The following is an 18,439-nucleotide window of genomic DNA, read 5'->3' as shown; positions in this document are numbered from 1 at the left end:
GTTTTATCTAGAACCTATTTGTTGCCTACAACGCTTATTAGAGAGCCGTTTATAAACGATTTTAATGTTATCATCAATTATATTTATGAGCCTTTGGCGAGACTCTAGCGTTTTCCAACCTATGTGAGGAGTAAGAATAATATTCTCCATGGTAAATAATGGACTGTAAGGATTTGGCGGTTCAGAATCCTGAACATCGAGTGCTGCACCTGCAATTGCTTTGCAAAGATTCTATTAGATCTGCCTCCTTAATTATTGCACCTCTTGATGTGTTGATTATAAAGCTAGAAGGCTTCATAACACTGAGAGTGTCTTTATTAATAAGATGCTTTGTTTCAGAAGTTAGAGGGATATTTATACTTACAAGATCGCTTTCATTTAAAAGCTCTATTAAAGATACAGATCTGATGCCGCTATCCTGCCATTGCCTTGGAGTTCTAGTGTATACAAGTATATTCATTCCCAAAGCTCTCACTACTTTTATAACTTGATTTCCTATGGAGCCTGCGCCCATAACTCCCAGGGTTTTGTCTAAAACTTCAAAATGAGGTACCGTAAGGTTTTGGGTGAAGTTTCTATAATCATTATCTTTAAGCATAAGCTGCTGTTTAATTAATGAAGAGCTTATAGTCAGTATAAAGGTTATAACAAGCTGGGCTACTGCTTCAATGCTATAGCCGGGAATGTTGCATACCGTAATATTCTTTTCTTTTACAGCAGTAAGATTTATGTTATTGTAGCCTGTTCCAGCCTCGCATATTAGCTTTACTGAAGATGAAAACTGGCGCATTAAGTTTTCTGAAAGAGGCAACTCTTTTGTGATGACAATATCCTGATTCTTTACTCTTTTTAAAATTTCTTCATCGCTGCTATGTTCATACTTTGTAACTTTTGCAAGAATTTCAATGATTGAAAAGTCCAGCTTTCTGTCAAAATCAAGCTTGGCTGAGTTTAGAAATACTAAATTCATAAAATTTCTCTTTTGTATTATAAGTTCGTCAAGTGAAGTAATTATCACCACACATTCCGGATGCTAGTTAGAGATTATGCAATTGGTTACACTATTAATATAATGATCATATAAATTATATTAATAGATGTAGTATTTATAAATTATAAAAAAATATTATAAGGTAATAATTATAATGTTAATGGAGGTTTTAAAATGCCGAAAAAAAGTGCTAAAAATAATAGTTTGCTAAAAAGCATAAAAGCTAATACTTCACCACAAATATACAATTTGATTTTGGACTTAATAAACGAGGGAAAAGATGAACTTGCTGAAATAGTTTTAAAGATAGATTACCTTCTTGATTACGCAAGCACTTGTATAAGACAGAATGATTACAACGAAGCAAGAGAAACTTTGCACATGGCTGAAAACAGGATTTACGGGCTGAGGAAGGAAAATGTTGATACTAAGAATTTAGAATATCTTTATGAAGGTTTACTAAAGAAACTAAAGAAATAATTTTAAAATCCATAAGAAAAGCTTTGACAGGAGTCGAAATTTTTGATATTTTGTTGTAGGAATAATAAATATGGAGGTGCCTAATGAGCACAAATCAAACTCAAAATATCAAAATATTAAATTCAGATCCATCGGCTTTAGGATTATTTGGACTAGCCATGGTTACGCTTGTGGCTTCTTCACAAAAGCTTGGTTTAACAAGTGGCACATCTTTTGTACTTCCTTGGGCGATTTTCCTTGGAGGATTTGCACAGTTATTTGCTTGCATAAATGATTCCAAGAGACAAAATACTTTTGGAACAACTGCTTTTGGTGCCTACGCATTCTTCTGGTTTGCTGTAGGGGCTTCATGGATGATTAAGGCTGGAGTTTTTGGACAAGGCTTAGCCTCAGGAATAGATCCAAAGCAGTTAGGCTTTGCTTACCTTGGCTATTTAATATTCACAATATTTATGACTATAGGAGCAGCAGAAACTCATAAGGTACTATTCACTATTTTCTTTCTTATTAACTTTTTATTCTTAGGGCTATCTATGGATTCCTTTGGACTAATGAAAGGTTTTTCTCACGAGCTTGCTGCTTATGCAGAGTTACTAATATCTTTAGTATCTTTTTATGGATCAGCAGCTGCAGTTTTAAATCCTCACTTTGGAAGAGAGTTTCTTCCTGTTGGAAAGCCATTTGGAATATTTAAGAAATAATTCTTTACTAGCCGCATGGGCTTTGTCTATGCGGCTTTTGCTATAGTTTTATAGTATGAAAGGTTATAAAATTAATAGATGGCTTATAGTATTTAGATGGAGGGGTATAAATGTTTGAATCTCATGTAGGTGAATTAGCTGCTTTTGCAACAGCAGTTTGTTGGACTGCAACTCCTATAGCCTTTGAAGCAGCAGGCAAGAGGATTGGGTCTTTAACAGTAAACTTTATAAGACTTTTAATTGCATTTGTTCTAATAGGCATATTTACATTTGTTACCAGAGGGATGTTTCTTCCAATGGATGCAACAAGTACAAATTGGACATGGCTTACTGTATCAGGCATCATTGGGTTTGTAATTGGAGACTTATTTTTATTTGAGGCTTATGTAAGAATTGGAGCTAGGATATCTCTTTTAATAATGGCTGCAGTTCCTCCAATAACAGCCATGGCAGGTTTCTTAATGCTTGGTGAGACATTGACCTTGATGGATATGTTAGGAATGTTTATTACTGTTGGCGGTATAGCTTTAGTTATTTTGGTCAAAGGTAATCAAGATAAAAAAGTTAAGCTTTCACATCCTTTAAAAGGAATAATATATGCATTTATAGGTGCTCTTGGACAATCTTTTGGTACAGTATACAGCAAATTTGGGATGGGGGAATATAATGCATTTGCTGCAACACAAATTCGAATCATTGCGGCAATAGTAGGCTTTACTATTGTTGTCACTGTTAGAAAGCATTGGAGGCAGATTTGCATTGGACTTAAAGACTTTACTGCTATGAGACACATTGTCATAGGTTCTGTGTTTGGACCTTTTATTGGAGTGTCCTTATCGCTTTTAGCTGTCCAGCATACAACAACAGGTGTTGCCTCAACAATAACATCAATATCAAGAATACTTATTATACCTATATCTATTTTTATATTTAAGGAGAAAATCTCTTCAAAAGAAGTATTAGGTGCTTTGATAACAATAGTGGGTGTAAGTTTCTTATTTATCTAAAACAATCTCATTTTATTATGATTTTTCATATAATAAAATGAGATTGTTTATTATTAGGAGGATATTATGTCTTATCATGAAGATTATTCATACAACTTTGGAATGTATGACAAAATGCCGAGAGAATCACAGATACAGTATAAAATCCCTATACTCAGGCTTGAGGGCACTGGGACTGTAAGGACTTTACCAGATGTAGCTTCAGTATTTCTTGGAGTAGTAACTGAAAATAAGGATCTGAGCGTAGCACAGAAGGAAAATTCATTAACCATGGACAAAGTTATTGCTTCTATTCTAAGGCTTGGAATTGCTGAAAAGTATATTAAAACAGAAAGCTACTCCATAACTCCGCAATATGATTTTATTGAAGGAAAGCAGATATTTAGGGGATACAAAATAAACAACAATTTAAAGGTAACCATAAATAATATAAGACAGGTTGGAGAAGTCATAGATACTGCTGTTGAAAGTGGTGCTAATGCAATATACAATATTAATTTTTCTATATTAAACAAGGAAGCGGTATATAAAAAAGCTTTGTCTTTAGCTATAAAAGATGCAGTGGATAAGGCAAACAGCGTGGAAAACACCTTAAGGATACAGGTAGACGAGATTCCCATAGAAATTGTTGAAGAAGGAAGTACTGGAAATATAGAAAGAACAGACCTTTATAATTTTAAGTCACCAGCTCCAAGTACAGATATTAGGAGTGGAGAATTGGAGGTAACTGCAAAAGTTCAGGCTATATTCAACTATAGGAAAATTTAGTATTTCTTTCCTAAGAATTTGGAGTGTAACTCCTGTTAAAAGGTATGCTTATAGCATAAAAAGCATTAAGCAGGGCAGAATTTAGGAATAAACATATTTGTATGTAAGGTGGAATGAATTAATGAGCAACATTTCAGAGAGAATAGAAAGACTGCCCGTTACGCCTATGCTTTGGAGGGTGCTTCTTTTAACTGGCATTGGCTGGATGTTTGATGCCATGGATCAAGGAATGGTTGCTGGAGTTATGGCTGCAATCGGAAGAGATTGGAGCCTTAGCCCAGCAGATTTAGGAGTGCTTGGCAGCGCCTCTGCAGTGGGGATGGCTGCAGGAGCTGCAATTGCTGGTATGGTTTCTGATAGGTGGGGAAGAAAAACAGTAGTTACCTTTACGTTAATTTTATATGGTATAGCAAGCGCTGTGTCGGGTTTTGCACCTAACTTCATCATGCTGCTGATATTTAGGTTTTTAACTGGGTTAGGTTTAGGAGGGGAGCTTCCGGCAGCTTCCACCCTAGTAAGCGAATTTTCTCCGGCGAAAGTACGGGGGCGTATGGTTGTACTTCTGGAGAGTTTCTGGGCTTGGGGCTGGATTGTTGCTTCCTTAATAGCATATCTTTTGATTCCTATTTATGGCTGGCGGATAGGTTTTATTCTTGGAGGTGCACCAGCACTATACGCAGCTTATCTTAGAAAAGGTATTCCAGAATCACCAAGATTTTTGGAGGAGGCAGGTCGTTTTAAAGAAGCTGATGAAATTGTAAGTAAGATGGAGCATCAGGCAGCAATTTCCTACAATGAAACCAAGGAAACCTATAAAAGCTGTAAAGTGAAACTCAGATCTTTTACACTATTTGATTTGTTGTCTAAGATTTATTTTAGACGTACTATTGTACTATGGATTTTATGGTTTGGCATAAATTTCGGATATTATGGATTTGTTTTATGGACGCCTACACTGCTTGTAGGTAAAGGCTTTAGCCTAGTAAAAGGGTTTGAATTCACATTGATTATGAGCCTCGCTCAGCTGCCAGGTTATTACAGCGCTTCTTATTTTATTGAAAAGATTGGGCGCAAGGTAGTTTTAGTTGTATATCTGGGTGGGACTGCTTTCTCAGCATACTTATTCGGTAAGGCACCATCTGTTTCTACTGTACTTACTTATGGCTGCCTGCTTTATTTCTTTAGCTTAGGTGCCTGGGGGGCAGTTTATGCATACACCCCAGAAGTTTATCCTACCAAAGCCAGAGGCAGCGGAACAGGGTGGGCTGCTGCAGTTGGGCGACTTGGTGCGATAGCAGCACCATATACAGTAGGTGTGGTATATGAAGCAAAAGGAAAGCAGGCAGGTTTTGCATATGTCTTTATCATGCTTACCATAGTATTTGCTATTGTAGCATTGGTTATTGCTTTCGCGGGCATAGAAACCAAAGGTAAATCTCTAGAGGAGATAAATTCTTCTGAAGTATAATTAATATAAAGCTAATTTTAAAAATACAAGGCATATGATATAATCTTAACAGTATTAGTAAAACAAAAACTCTTTATGTATTTGGGAGGCAGCAGGATACAGTAAAATTCCATTATCAGGCTGCCCTTATTTGATTGAAAGGATGAAAGCAATTGTTTAACGAGGCTTTAGAATCTTTGCAAAAATATTATGGCTATAAAGAATTCAGAGCTGCGCAGAAAGATGTTATACAAAGTATTTTAGATAAAAAGGATACTTTGGCTATAATGCCTACAGGCGGCGGAAAATCAATATGTTATCAGATACCTGCTATGTTGTTTGAGGGACTTACAATAGTCATATCGCCACTTATCTCCTTAATGAAGGATCAGGTAGACAATATTGTAGACTTAGGGATAAATGCATCCTACATAAACAGTTCTCTTTCAAACAAGGAGATATATAAAATAATAGATTATTTAAGGGCAGGGAATATAAAGATATTGTACCTTGCTCCAGAAAGACTTGAATCGGAAGAATTCTGCCAGCTTATGAAAACACTAGACATATCACAAATAGCAATAGACGAGGCCCACTGTGTATCGCAGTGGGGTCACGACTTTAGAACTAGCTATAGATATATTTCAAAGTTTATTGCGTTTCTCCCGAAAAGACCTCTTATTACTGCCTTCACAGCAACTGCTACTGAGGAAGTTAGAGAAGATATAGTGAGACTAATTGGCCTTAGAAGTCCACAAGTTTTTATCTCAGGCTTTGACAGAGAGAATTTGAAGATAAACGTTTTAAAAATAGGAGACAGATTAAGCTATCTTATTAATTATATTGCAGAAAACATGGAGCAGTCAGGAATAATATATGCTGCTACTAGAAAAGAAGTAGATAACATATATGAAAAACTTGGGGCTAATAATATCAGCGTTTCAAGATATCATGCTGGCTTGACAGATGAGGAGAGGAGAAAGAATCAAGAGGACTTTGTTTATGACAGGATAAATGTTATGGTTGCTACAAATGCCTTTGGCATGGGAATAGATAAGTCCAATGTAAGATATGTTATCCATTATAATATGCCTAAAAACATTGAATCCTACTATCAGGAAATTGGAAGAGCAGGCAGAGACGGTGGAGATAGTGATTGTATTATGCTATTTGCTCCTCAAGATATTATGACCCAAAAATATTTAATTGAAGTTGGAGTTTTAGCTCCTGACAGAAAAATAAATGAATATAAAAAACTGCAGAACATGATTGATTTTGTTCATCATAATGGATGTCTAAGAAAATTTATTTTAAATTATTTTGGCGAGCAAGTTGACTATGAGGGATGTGGAAACTGTAGCAGCTGCCTGAGTGAAGGAGATCTTGTTGATAAGACTCTTGATGCACAGAAGGTACTATCCTGCATTTATAGAATGAAGAGGGACTTTGGAGTAAATACCATTGTAGACGTACTTAGAGGATCATCTCAAAAGAAAATTCTACAGTACAGATTTAACGAACTATCCACTTATGGGATAATGAAGGACTATTCAAAGGAATACTTGTCTAACTTCATAAATACACTTATTTCTCATGGGTATATAAATTTGAAAGAGGGTGAATATCCCACAGTAGTTTTAAATACTATGTCTATGAAGATATTAAAGTCTGAGGAAAGGGTTATGTTTAAGGAAGCAGTTAAGGTTAAGAAGATTTCTTCTGATAATGGGCTGTTTGAGATGCTTAGAATTTTAAGAAAAGAAATTGCTAGCACTGAAGGAGTACCTCCATATTTTATATTTGGAGACGCTGTCCTTAGAGAAATGAGTATCAGACTCCCTGTTAACGAAACTCAGATGATGGACATCTCTGGTGTTGGACAAAAGAAACTTGAAAAGTATGGTGAGAAATTTATAGAGATAATAAGTCAGTATGTTAAAGAACAAAACAGACAAGTAGCTTGGACAAGCGTAAAGGAAGAAAAAACTGCAATAGACACTAAAAAACAAGATGAGAAATTGAAAAGCCATATGATTACTTTCAATATGCTAAAGCAAAATAAAGCTTTAAAGGATATAATGAAAGAAAGACAGCTAACAATATCTACGTTGATTGGGCATATTGAAAGATGCATAAATGAAGATTTGTTAACAGAAATAAATATAGATTTCTCAGGTTTATTTACCGAGGAAGAAGAGCAAGAAGTGCTTCATGCTGGAGAAAAGGTTGGATTTACTAGGTTGACGCCTATCAAAAAAGTTGTTTCTGATAGCATTAATTATGAAGTGATTAAGGCAGTTTTAATTAAGAAGATATTAAATTAAAATAATTATATACTAGAAAACCCTCCTGATTTATGTTACTAGGAGGGTTTTTTAGTATGACTAAAACAGAATTGCCTAATACTATGAATACAAACAAAAGTCTAGGAGGAAATATGTCATGAGTAAAATACTTTATATTAAAGCAAATGCTAAGGAAAAAGGTATATCTAGGACCTATAGGATATCTGACAGTTTTATAGAGGCGTACAAGAGAAGTAATCCGAGAGATGAAATTAATACTTTGGATCTATACAAAGAAGATATAAATTTTCTACAGCAGACTGACCTTGGAGAACTTAGGGTATCATCACCAGGTGAGCACAGGGACCACAGAATACTTAGATATGCTTATCAATTTTTAGAGGCAGACAAGTATATTGTTGCTGCACCTATGTGGAATTTGAGCATTCCGGCTATATTAAAGGCTTACATAGACTATATATGTATTACAGGAATTACTTTTAAGTACACTACAAATGGTCCAGTAGGTTTGTGCAAAGGCAAGAAAGCATTTCATATAGTTACTAGAGGTGGAGAATACTCTAAGAGCCCATTAGATCAATATGAAATGGGTGACAGGTATTTGAGGACCATATTTGGTTTTTTGGGAATTTCTGATTTTACAACAATAGCAGCTGAAAATCTAGATGTTATTGGTAAAGATGTGACTGAAATTGTAGAAATGGAAATTAATAAGGCAAAAGAGTTAGCTAAGGATTTTTAATATAATACCTTAAATAAATATAAAGTATTGAAAGAAGAGAAAAGGAGATAAAATGGCAGATATAAAAGAAATCAATCAAATAGGATGGTATTTAGATAATAGCTATGCTAATCTTCCAGAAACATTTTTTTCAAAAGTTAAGCCAACACCTGTAAGTTCGCCAAGGCTTGTAGTCTTAAATGAACCTTTAGCAGAGGCACTTGGGTTCTCCTCTAAGGAACTGAAAAAAGAAGAAAGTACTGCTGTTTTTGGAGGCAACAAGCTTCCTGAAGGTACTGTTCCTATAGCACAGGCTTACGCAGGTCATCAATTTGGGCATTTCACCATGCTGGGGGATGGAAGAGTGATACTCCTAGGAGAGCAGATTGCTCCAAGCGGAGAGAGATTTGATATACAGCTTAAGGGTTCAGGTAGAACTCCATATTCCAGAGGTGGAGACGGAAGAGCCGCCCTCGGGCCTATGCTTAGAGAGTATATAATTAGCGAAGCAATGCAGGGACTAGGAATTCCAACTACAAGAAGCTTGGCAGTTGTGACGACAGGGGAGGAGGTAATGAGAGAAACTCCACTAATCGGTGCAATATTAACTCGAGTAGCTAAAAGTCACATTCGTGTTGCAACTTTTCAATATGCAGCAGCAGGAGGCACGGTTCATGAGCTGAAAGCTTTAGCTGATTATACAATTAAGAGGCATTATAAAGAGCTAGAAGGATGTGAGAACCTGTATCTTTCTTTTCTCAAAGCTGTAGTAGAGCGTCAAGCTTCTCTTATAGCCAAATGGATGCTAGTAGGCTTCATTCATGGAGTTATGAATACTGATAATATGACTATCAGTGGCGAAACTATTGATTATGGTCCCTGTGCCTTTATGGATATTTATGACCCTGCAGCAGTGTTTAGTTCTATTGATAGACAAGGCCGATATGCCTACAGCAACCAGCCAACTATGGGAGCGTGGAATTTGGCAAGGTTTGCTGAAACACTTCTACCTCTTTTACATGATGATGAGAATGAAGCTGTTAGGCTCGCTCAAGAGGCTGTATCAGAATTTTCTCAGCTGTACCACAATAGCTGGCTTTCGGGCATGAGAGAGAAGCTTGGAATTTTTAATGAAGAGCTTCAGGATAAAGCACTTGTTGAAGATCTCCTAAATATGATGTATAAATATAAAGCAGATTACACAAATACATTCCTTGCACTATCCTATGATAAACCCGAGGATGTATCTATGTGGAATACAGATGAATTTAATTATTGGCTTGTGAGTTGGAAGGATAGATTGAGCAGGCAGGCGCAGGCAAAGGATGTTTGCTGGGAACTCATGAGGAAGAGCAATCCTTCGGTGATTCCTCGCAACCATCGTGTTGAAGAAGCTATTTCAGCTGCTGAAAATGGAGATTTTAGCGTTATGCATAAATTGCTTAAGGTTCTAACATGTCCTTTCTCATATTCCACAGAACATGCTGAATATGCTTCATTGCCCCCTAAGACAAATAAACGATACAGAACCTTCTGTGGAACATAAAATTTTATGTTATAATTGTAGCTGTTGTCGTAATTAAGTAATTCAGAGAATTAAATTTATTAAGCTTACCTATATGTGTAATGATTTATTTTGTAGGAGGATTCTAATAAATGAAAAAAGGAGCAGCAGAAAGAAACTTTAGAAAGCTTAAAAATCAAGTTAAGCAGATTAATGAAATTGTTCATCATTCAAAAATTCACGCACTTTGGGAGCATGAAGCTGCAGTTAGAAAAAAGATTAAAGAACTAAAGGAATACGAAAAGGCTGGTTTAAAGGATTTTGATGAAGTGTTAAGCAATTATATAGACATACTTGAATATGTATCTGTAAGACTTATTGAAGACTACAACAATAGGAACAAAACTGATTTTTATTTTGACGACATAATAAGCAATCACTATGAGAGCTTTATAAAATCAGGAATTATGAGTGTTTTGATAACTAACCATATACCGGATATATTAAGTAGGGAATTTGACAAGGTGTTTCCTGATAATCCTAAAAATGAATATGCTGATGCAAGGAGATACGAAAGAAAAATTTATTTGCATCTAGGTGAAACAAACACAGGAAAGACATATAATGCTGTTCAAAGGCTTAAGGAAGCAGGTAATGGCGTATATCTATCACCCCTTAGAATCTTGGCCCTTGAAAACTTTGAAAGGCTTAATAGAGAAGGCACAAGGTGCAATCTAGTTACTGGAGAAGAAGAAATAAGAGTAGATGAAGCTAAACATACTGCATGTACTATAGAAAAACTGAACATAAACGAGGAATATGAGGTTGGAATCATTGATGAAATCCAAATGATAGACGATGATCAGAGGGGCGCGGCCTGGACAAGAGCATTGCTAGGGTTAAAGTGCAAGGAAATACATGTTTGTGGTGCCATAAACGCTAAGGAATTGTTGATGAAAATTCTTGACGATACTGGAGAGGAATACGAAATAAGGGAGTATAGAAGAGAAGTACCTCTTGAGATTATAGATAAGAGTTTTTCTTATAAGGATATAGAACAAGGAGATGCGCTAGTAGTTTTTTCGAAGAAAAGAGTTCTTGAACTTGCTTATTATTATTCAGAAATGGGTATAAAAGCAAGTCTTATTTATGGTGATTTACCTCCTGAAGTTAGAAGAAAGCAATATGATCAGTTTATAAACAAGGAAACTACTATTCTAATAACTACTGATGCTATAGGAATGGGAGTAAATCTTCCTATTAAGAGAATAATTTTCATGGATGTAAGAAAATTTGATGGAAGTGAAGTTAGGTATCTTCATTCACAAGAAGTCAAGCAAATAGCTGGGAGAGCTGGAAGAAAAGGAATTTATGACGTAGGTTATGTTGCAGGCTATGGAGGAACTCAAGAATTTTTGAGGGAAAACTTAGAAATGGAGGACTATCAGATAGAACAAGCAGTACTTGGTCCTAGTGAAGAAATTTTAAGAGTACATGGATTGCCGCTCAGAGAAAAACTTGCTCTGTGGAGTACACGTAGAGAAAAGCTGCCCTATTATAGAAAAATGGATATAAGTGAATATCTAATTATTCTAGACACCATAAAGGGCTATAAGCTGGATCAAAAGACTCATTGGAGACTTTTAAAAATCCCTTTTGATATATCAAATCAGGAGCTTATGAATACCTTTTTAAGTTTCATTGATCAGGTTTTTGTGGCTAAGGGTAGATTTATTTCAAAACCTCAACTACTAAAAAGAGAACTTAATGACCTAGAAACTCAGTATCAGCAAATAAACCTTTATTATTCATTTTCTAGGGCCTTCAACCTAGAGTTTGACGAGCAATGGGTGTACAGTACGAGAATAAAGATAAGTGAAGGAATAAACGAGATTTTAAAAGGGATTTAACATTTTTCTATCACCTTCCAAAGACAAAAGCAAGAAAAGATGCTATAATTTTTGTGTTAAGGGAGAGTGAACAAATGAACAGTGAAGAAACAAATAGCATAGCAGGGAATGGATGTGAAATATTAGTTCCCTTTAATGAGAGAAAACCACTGGAAGAAATAGAAAAAGGTTTAACTAAAACTTATAGAAAACATATATGGGCGAAATTTATAAAGGCAATAAATGATTACGAACTTCTAAAGGATGGTGATAAAGTTGCGGTTGCAGTATCCGGAGGAAAGGACAGTCTTCTTATGGCAAAGCTTTTTCAGCTGCTTCATAGACATAGCAAAGTAAAGTTTGATTTGGAATTTATTTGTGCTGATCCTGGGTACCACGAAAATATTAGGGAACTTCTAATAGACAATTGCAACTATCTTGGTATTCCGCTAACAATTTATAATTCAGGAATCTTTGAAGTAGTTGATAAAATTGCAAAGGATTATCCGTGCTATATGTGTGCTAAGATGAGACGTGGAGCATTATACTCAAAAGCTCAAGAGCTTGGCTGTAATAAGGTGGCTTTAGGTCATCATTTTAACGATGTTATAGAGACTACTCTTTTAAATGTTTTATATACAGGTAATTTTAGTACTATGATGCCAAAGCTGAAAGCTGATAATTTTGAAAATATGGAGCTTATAAGACCATTGTTTTATGTAGATGAACTTTATATAGAGCGTTTTACTCAAAATGCCGGAATTTGGCCTTTAAATTGTGCATGCATGGTAGCTGCTAAGAAGATTGGAAACAAGCGTTATGAGATTAAGGCTCTTATTAAAGAATTGAAGAAAAATTTTGACGATGTAGATAAGTCCATTTTTAGAGCAGCAACAAATGTAAATATGGATGCCATACTTGGATGGAAGCAAGGCGAAAATAAATACTCATTTCTTGATATTTACGACAAAGAATAGATTGATTATAGGCTATGCTTTAAAATAGTATTCATAAAGCATAGCCTTTGTATTTTATACCCCTAACTTTGCTAATACTACTAGTGATTAAATAATCTTAGTGAACAGAGGTGTAAGATATGAATTTGATTAAACATAGAAAGCTTGTTAGAGAAGTTATATTGTGTCATATTATGTTTATAGTTTTAATAGTTTCAGGCTGCGCAACAGATGAATATGAAAAAAATAACCAGAGGGCAGGATTTGAAAATACTTCTGCACCTCAGATTGGAAGAACAGCTGCTATGGATAACACAGCTATAACCATGGTTGCAGAAAAACTATCGCCTTCAGTTGTAGGAATAACTACCACAAGGGTCACTAAGGATTTATACAGCCAGAATCAGAGAACTGAAGGAGTAGGTTCTGGAGTTATTGTCAGCGAAAAAGGGTATATATTGACCAACAACCATGTGGCTGGAAATGCAGATAGTTTAATGGTTTCGCTATTTGATGGCAGAGATGTTAGAGGGCAGACTGTATGGGCAGATTCGGTACTTGACTTGGCTATAGTTAAAATAAATGCTGATAGGATTACTGCAGCACCACTTGGAGATTCAAAGGCAGTTCGAGTTGGTCAGGATGCTATTGCCATAGGAAATCCCTTGGGACTTACCTTTCAAAGGACTGTAACAGCAGGCATTATAAGCGCTATGAACAGAACTATTGAAGTAGAAAAGGGAGTTTTTATGGAAGGATTGCTTCAGACCGATGCTTCTATAAATCCAGGGAATAGCGGTGGTCCACTAATAAATGCAAATGGGCAGGTAGTTGGCATAAATACAGTTAAAGTTATAACAGCCGAAGGCATGGGCTTTGCTGTACCAATTAATGTTGTCAAGCCTGTTATCGCTAAGGTTTCTTCAGGAGGCAATTACGGTGCTCCAAACATAGGTCTTCAAAGCTTTGACAAGGAACTTGGAAAAATCTTTGATTTTACTATAAGTGAAGGAGTATTTGTTTTTGACTGTAAGGACGGAGGCTGTGCTTCAAGAGCAGGAATTCAAAAAGGTGATGCTATAATTTCTGTTAATGGAAAACCAATAAATACAGCTATAGAACTTAAGGAAGCTTTAAATGAAGCGGGAGAAGGTGGAAAAGTTATATTAAAAGTTAAAAATGGGAATGGAATAAAAGAAGTGCCTATAGTTCTAGATGGAATGAAAAAATAATAAAATGCTTTTGACTTTAAGAATTATGCTATATAATTAGATATTATATAGTATATGGAGGCAAGAATGGTTAAAATTTGGGGCCGCATAATGAAAGGTGGCAAAATTATAAAGGATGCCGTTGTTAGCGCTGATATGGAAGGAAGTTATCAAGAAAATTTAAAGGCTTGCATTAATGATCTTTGTAATAAATTTGATATTCAAAAGCCTTATTGGCTTCCTACAAATATGGAGGAGTATAATAAGAGAAGCAAAACAATCTTTAATGAACATAATTTTATGGAATGCATTGATTTTGATAGATTTATTGTAGAAGAATTGGATATTGATAAATAAAAAAGACTATGTCGGTATTGCTGGCATAGTCTTTTTGCTGGCACTGAAGTTTCATAATAGAACCTTAATTAAAGTATATTAGGATCTATCTTATTTTTTTCTCCATCATAGCCATCGCTGTAGTAGTGAAGAGGATGCATAGCTGGACCCTCAACAATATCCCCTGTATAGGAAAAACGAGAGCCGTGGCATGGGCAATCCCATGATTTTTCTGCGGAGTTCCATTCAACTTCGCATCCCATGTGTGTACAGGTTGTATCTACTACGTGAAGTTTGCCTGATTCATCCTTATAAGCACCGATTCTGTGTCCTTCATGACGTAAAACCTTTGCTTCACCATGCTTTAACTCAGCTGTTTCAGGAAGTTCTTCAAATTTGTGCTTGAAAAGCTCCTTTGCTACATTTAAGTTTTGAGTTGTAAAGGTCTTATAGGAAGCAGCTGGAGTAAACCTTTGAGGACTATAAGCTTCAGTCCAAGGGTTTTCACCTTTTATAATGAGATCTTTAATCATAATTCCGGCTACAGTACTGTTTGTCATCCCCCATTTGCCGAAGGCCGTTCCAACATAGATGTTTGGTGTTCTTGAGGTTAGACGGCCGATATAGCGAAGTCCGTCCATAGCATGGTAATCCTGAGCAGACCATCTGTATGGTATGTCTATAATACTGTAGGTATTCTCAGCAAAGTCTCTTAAAGCCTCATAGTGCTTCATGGTATCACCGTCGTGTGCTGTCTTATGATGCTCTCCGCCAACAATAACAAGGTCTCCGTCTTCAAAAGGCTGGGAACGCAACGAACGGCCTGGATCTTCTGCCGTTATGTACATCCCGCCTGGGAATTTCTCTTTGACTCTAACCCCCATAAGATAGGAGCGCTCTGGATATATTCTTGTAAAGTACAAACCCATTCCATCGTAGAAGGGGAAGTGCGAGGCTATTATTAAGTTGTCTGCGGTTACAGTGAAGCCACTATCTGTTTTAACCCTTACCAAAGTTCCTTCTTCTACATCTATTGCTCTTGTGCCTTCAAATATAAAGCTGCCATTACCATGAATCTTAGTTGCTAAATGAAGAAGGTATTTTCTTGGGTGGAACTGTGCCTGATTTTCGAATTTGACTGCTGCTAATACTTTAAAAGGAAGAGGAAGTTCCTCCACATAAGATGCCTTTATTCCAATTTTTGAAGCAATATCTGCTTCACTTTTAATCACGTCTGCATATTCGGTTGTGTGAGTGTAAACATAGGAAGGCTGCCAAGAAAAATCACAGTCAATTTTTTCTTCCGTAATCAAATCTGACATAAATTTTATTGCGTATTCGTTAGCCTCTGCATACTGTCTTGTTATTTCCTCTCCAAATTCTATATTGTATTTATTGTAAACTAGTCCATGCTGAGAGGTTATTTTTGCAGTAGTATGTCCCGTCGTATTCATTACAATTCTGTCTGCTTCAAGGACGGCTACATTAAGTCCTTGCTTTTTAAGCAGGTAGGCTGCAGTAATTCCAACCATGCCTCCGCCAACTATCACTGAATCAACTTTTAAGTCTTGATTCAAAACAGGATAGTCTGTTCTGGGAGTTGATGCTATCCAATAGGAAAGAGGATTGTTTGTAAGATGCTTATAAGTGCTCATATTATATATTCTCCTATTTTAAATTAAAATTTATATTTATTTTAGCATTTGTCATTTGAGGTAAAATATACATTATAATAATTTAATAAATTTCGAATAATTATACATATAGTGTATATTATTTATGAAAAAAATTTGATGTATATAATTATAATACAGAATATGAAATTAAAAACCATGTAAACGATTTATGAAACTCTGTCTTGCTTATATAGGATGCATTTGATTTAGGCATTGAGGCACATGATTTTCAAAGGTATTGTTAAAAAAAATTTTTTTGAAAATCTTTAAAAAAGTATTTGAAATGTTATCCAATATGTGCTATATTAAATTTGGTTATAAATATGCAGTGGACACGCATTATTATAATCACCTAATTAATAAAATCTTCTCAGCTGGTACAAGACTAGTGGAAGATTTTTTTTATTTGCAAAAATTAATAATTCATTTTAAAGGAGTTGTTACGGTGTGACAGGGGAAGCTTTAATTCAGCTTGCAGATATCTGCAAAAAGTTTGATGGATCAGAGGCAGCAGTTGTAAAAAACTTAAACCTCAATGTTAGAAAAGGTGAGTTTTTAACATTACTCGGACCTAGTGGATGTGGAAAGACTACTACACTTCGTATGCTTGCTGGTTTTGAACAGCCAACAAGCGGTAGAGTCATCATCGATGGTGAAGATGTAACGGATATATCACCACATGAAAGGTGTGTAAATACGGTATTTCAAAATTATGCACTTTTTCCTCATATGAATATTTTCGATAACATTGCTTTTGGGCTCAAGATGAAGAAGGTTTCAAAAACAGAAATAAGAGAAAGAGTTTCGGCAATGTTAAAGATGATTCAATTAGAAGGCTATGAAAAAAGAATGCCTTCTCAGCTTAGCGGCGGTCAGATGCAGCGTGTTGCAATTGCAAGAGCGGTTGTTAACAATCCCAAAGTGCTGCTTTTAGATGAACCACTGGGTGCCCTTGACCAAAAACTTCGAAAGCAGATGCAGCTGGAACTTAAGCATCTCCAGAAGAGATTGGGCATAACTTTTATATTTGTTACCCATGACCAGGAAGAAGCCCTAACAATGTCAGATAGAATAGTAGTTATGAGAGATGGTGTAATCGAGCAGCTCGGTGCTCCAGATGAGATTTATGAAAGACCCGTGACAAGATTTGTTGCTGATTTTATCGGAGATACGAATCTTTTGGAAGGAAAGGTTACTGCTGTTGAAAATGGCAGCGCATTCTTAAGGCTTGGAAACCAATTTGATTGTATAAAGGTTTCAGCAGGAAATCTAACCTTAGGCGAAGAAGTAAGTGTTGCGGTAAGGCCTGAGAGAATTAAGCTTAGTTATTTATCGCATGAAGGTGAAGTTTATCTTAAGGGAAGCCTTAAGGATAGAATTTATACGGGCACTTCATATAAAACAGTTATTGAGCTTGGAAATGGAAAGTTAATAACTGTTAATGAACCAATAGACAACCATCTTAATATTGAAAAAAATAATAAAGAAGTAGTCCTTACTTGGAAATCTGAGCATTCGGTGGTGATGAAGGGATGATATTCAATAATAAAGCGATATCAATAAATAAGCCTATTAGAGGAGAAAGACCTGCATTAAGGAAAAACTATGGAGTTTTGGCTACGCTTTTTCCTGTAGCTGCATGGATGATAGCATTTTTCGTTATTCCTGTAGTGTTTATCGTTGCTATAAGTTTTTGTACTAGAGGAGAAACTGGAGATATAGTATACACATTTACTTTTGAGAGTTACAAAAGTCTTATCAATCCATTGTATACAAGGATTTTTTTAAACTCTCTATTAGTCGCAATTTCTTCAACCCTCTTTTGCCTTATATTTGGATACCCTTTTGCTTTCATTGTGGCAAGGTCAGGCAAGAAGTATAAACCACTTTTGCTTTTATTAATAATACTTCCGTTCTTCACCAATTCATTGGTTAGAACTTATTCTATGATTATACTTTTGAGAAGTGAAGGTATAATCAATGCTTATCTACTAAAGCTGCACCTTATATCAGAGCCGTTAAAGCTTTTATATAATAACACAGCTGTAATGATAGGAATGACATATATGATGTTTCCGTTTATGGTGCTTCCTTTATACGCTTCCATAGAAAAACTAGACAAAAGGCTTATTGAAGCTGCAGCAGATTTAGGAGCTTCTCCCTTAAAAGCGTTTTTAAAGGTAACTCTTCCGTTAACAAAGAGTGGAATAATGTCAGGTTCAATGCTCGTCTTTATACCAGCATTAGGCTTGTTTTTTATAACAGATCTTATGGGAGGCAGCAAGGTTGTGCTTATGAGCAATCTTATTAAAAATCAATTTCTTACAGCTAGAAACTGGCCATTGGGGTCAGCTATTTCAGTAGTCTTGATTCTCATTATGGTTGTAGTCATTGCATACAATACAAAGAGTGGTGGAACAAAAGAAAAGATGGGGGTGTTATAGGT

Annotated in this window: 15 protein-coding genes and 1 pseudogene; 14 read left to right on the top strand and 2 right to left on the bottom strand. The window is 35.7% G+C overall.

Annotated features, from left to right (window positions below; all coding sequences use genetic code 11):
• Positions 1-3: 3 nt before the first annotated feature.
• Positions 4-970, bottom strand: a pseudogene (locus NBE98_RS09230) (NAD(P)-dependent oxidoreductase).
• Positions 971-1,165: 195 nt separating this feature from the next.
• Between NBE98_RS09230 and NBE98_RS09225 the strand changes: the two are divergent.
• From NBE98_RS09225 to NBE98_RS09170, 12 genes are all read left to right on the top strand, one after another.
• Positions 1,166-1,471 carry a hypothetical protein gene (locus NBE98_RS09225; protein ID WP_250814654.1) on the top strand — a complete coding sequence of 102 codons (306 nt, stop codon included), beginning with the start codon at positions 1,166-1,168 and terminating at the stop codon, positions 1,469-1,471.
• An 83-nt stretch (positions 1,472-1,554) separates the two neighbouring features.
• Positions 1,555-2,172, top strand: a complete 618-nt coding sequence (locus NBE98_RS09220) for an acetate uptake transporter (protein WP_250814653.1) — start codon at positions 1,555-1,557, stop codon at positions 2,170-2,172.
• 110 nt (positions 2,173-2,282) lie between these two features.
• Positions 2,283-3,179: a DMT family transporter gene (locus tag NBE98_RS09215; RefSeq protein ID WP_250814652.1), complete on the top strand. Its 897-nt coding sequence runs from the start codon at positions 2,283-2,285 to the stop codon at positions 3,177-3,179.
• A 66-nt stretch (positions 3,180-3,245) separates the two neighbouring features.
• Complete coding sequence (locus NBE98_RS09210; protein ID WP_250814651.1) at positions 3,246-3,947, top strand: SIMPL domain-containing protein; 702 nt, start codon at positions 3,246-3,248, stop codon at positions 3,945-3,947.
• A 121-nt stretch (positions 3,948-4,068) separates the two neighbouring features.
• Positions 4,069-5,415 (top strand): MFS transporter, encoded by a 1,347-nt coding sequence (locus tag NBE98_RS09205; protein WP_250814650.1) that lies wholly within the window; start codon positions 4,069-4,071, stop codon positions 5,413-5,415.
• A 152-nt stretch (positions 5,416-5,567) separates the two neighbouring features.
• Positions 5,568-7,718, top strand: coding sequence for a DNA helicase RecQ (gene recQ / locus NBE98_RS09200; protein WP_250814649.1), 2,151 nt, complete (start codon positions 5,568-5,570; stop codon positions 7,716-7,718).
• Positions 7,719-7,836: 118 nt separating this feature from the next.
• Positions 7,837-8,442, top strand: coding sequence for an FMN-dependent NADH-azoreductase (locus NBE98_RS09195; protein WP_250814648.1), 606 nt, complete (start codon positions 7,837-7,839; stop codon positions 8,440-8,442).
• A 52-nt stretch (positions 8,443-8,494) separates the two neighbouring features.
• Positions 8,495-9,967 (top strand): protein adenylyltransferase SelO, encoded by a 1,473-nt coding sequence (locus NBE98_RS09190; protein ID WP_250814647.1) that lies wholly within the window; start codon positions 8,495-8,497, stop codon positions 9,965-9,967.
• Between the two features lie 110 nt (positions 9,968-10,077).
• Entirely contained in the window at positions 10,078-11,835 is a 1,758-nt protein-coding gene (locus NBE98_RS09185; RefSeq protein WP_250814646.1) for a helicase-related protein, read from the top strand.
• A gap of 74 nt (positions 11,836-11,909) precedes the next feature.
• Positions 11,910-12,791, top strand: a complete 882-nt coding sequence (locus tag NBE98_RS09180; protein ID WP_250814645.1) for a tRNA 2-thiocytidine biosynthesis TtcA family protein — start codon at positions 11,910-11,912, stop codon at positions 12,789-12,791.
• 119 nt (positions 12,792-12,910) lie between these two features.
• The gene (locus NBE98_RS09175) at positions 12,911-14,002 is read left to right on the top strand and encodes a S1C family serine protease (protein ID WP_250814644.1); all 1,092 of its coding nucleotides are present in this window, start codon (positions 12,911-12,913) and stop codon (positions 14,000-14,002) included.
• 66 nt (positions 14,003-14,068) lie between these two features.
• Positions 14,069-14,338, top strand: a complete 270-nt coding sequence (locus NBE98_RS09170; RefSeq protein ID WP_250814643.1) for a hypothetical protein — start codon at positions 14,069-14,071, stop codon at positions 14,336-14,338.
• Between the two features lie 68 nt (positions 14,339-14,406).
• Here the strand turns inward: NBE98_RS09170 and NBE98_RS09165 are convergent, their stop codons facing one another.
• Entirely contained in the window at positions 14,407-15,972 is a 1,566-nt protein-coding gene (locus tag NBE98_RS09165; RefSeq protein ID WP_250814642.1) for an FAD-dependent oxidoreductase, read from the bottom strand.
• Positions 15,973-16,440: 468 nt separating this feature from the next.
• On the opposite strand from NBE98_RS09165, the gene NBE98_RS09160 reads away from it, so the two are divergent.
• Entirely contained in the window at positions 16,441-17,529 is a 1,089-nt protein-coding gene (locus NBE98_RS09160; RefSeq protein ID WP_349305908.1) for an ABC transporter ATP-binding protein, read from the top strand.
• Complete coding sequence (locus tag NBE98_RS09155) at positions 17,526-18,437, top strand: ABC transporter permease (RefSeq protein WP_250814641.1); 912 nt, start codon at positions 17,526-17,528, stop codon at positions 18,435-18,437. Before NBE98_RS09160 ends, NBE98_RS09155 begins: the two co-directional genes overlap by 4 nt.
• Positions 18,438-18,439 lie beyond the last annotated feature (2 nt).

Origin of the sequence: Clostridium swellfunianum, assembly GCF_023656515.1 — a bacterium.
GTDB classification, from domain to species: domain Bacteria; phylum Bacillota; class Clostridia; order Clostridiales; family Clostridiaceae; genus Clostridium_AT; species Clostridium_AT swellfunianum.
Note: the sequence above shows the minus strand (reverse complement) of the source record. Positions and strands in the feature narration are given on the sequence as shown.

Excerpts from the sequence above, each read along its gene's own strand:
- NBE98_RS09225 (WP_250814654.1), top strand. The coding sequence starts at position 1,166 with ATGCCGAAAAAAAGTGCTAAAAATAATAGTTTGCTAAAAAGCATAAAA.
- NBE98_RS09220 (WP_250814653.1), top strand. The coding sequence starts at position 1,555 with ATGAGCACAAATCAAACTCAAAATATCAAAATATTAAATTCAGATCCA.
- NBE98_RS09215 (WP_250814652.1), top strand. The coding sequence starts at position 2,283 with ATGTTTGAATCTCATGTAGGTGAATTAGCTGCTTTTGCAACAGCAGTT.
- NBE98_RS09210 (WP_250814651.1), top strand. The coding sequence starts at position 3,246 with ATGTCTTATCATGAAGATTATTCATACAACTTTGGAATGTATGACAAA.
- NBE98_RS09205 (WP_250814650.1), top strand. The coding sequence starts at position 4,069 with ATGAGCAACATTTCAGAGAGAATAGAAAGACTGCCCGTTACGCCTATG.
- NBE98_RS09195 (WP_250814648.1), top strand. The coding sequence starts at position 7,837 with ATGAGTAAAATACTTTATATTAAAGCAAATGCTAAGGAAAAAGGTATA.
- NBE98_RS09190 (WP_250814647.1), top strand. The coding sequence starts at position 8,495 with ATGGCAGATATAAAAGAAATCAATCAAATAGGATGGTATTTAGATAAT.
- NBE98_RS09185 (WP_250814646.1), top strand. The coding sequence starts at position 10,078 with ATGAAAAAAGGAGCAGCAGAAAGAAACTTTAGAAAGCTTAAAAATCAA.
- NBE98_RS09180 (WP_250814645.1), top strand. The coding sequence starts at position 11,910 with ATGAACAGTGAAGAAACAAATAGCATAGCAGGGAATGGATGTGAAATA.
- NBE98_RS09175 (WP_250814644.1), top strand. The coding sequence starts at position 12,911 with ATGAATTTGATTAAACATAGAAAGCTTGTTAGAGAAGTTATATTGTGT.
- NBE98_RS09170 (WP_250814643.1), top strand. The coding sequence starts at position 14,069 with ATGGTTAAAATTTGGGGCCGCATAATGAAAGGTGGCAAAATTATAAAG.
- NBE98_RS09165 (WP_250814642.1), bottom strand. The coding sequence starts at position 15,972 with ATGAGCACTTATAAGCATCTTACAAACAATCCTCTTTCCTATTGGATA.
- NBE98_RS09155 (WP_250814641.1), top strand. The coding sequence starts at position 17,526 with ATGATATTCAATAATAAAGCGATATCAATAAATAAGCCTATTAGAGGA.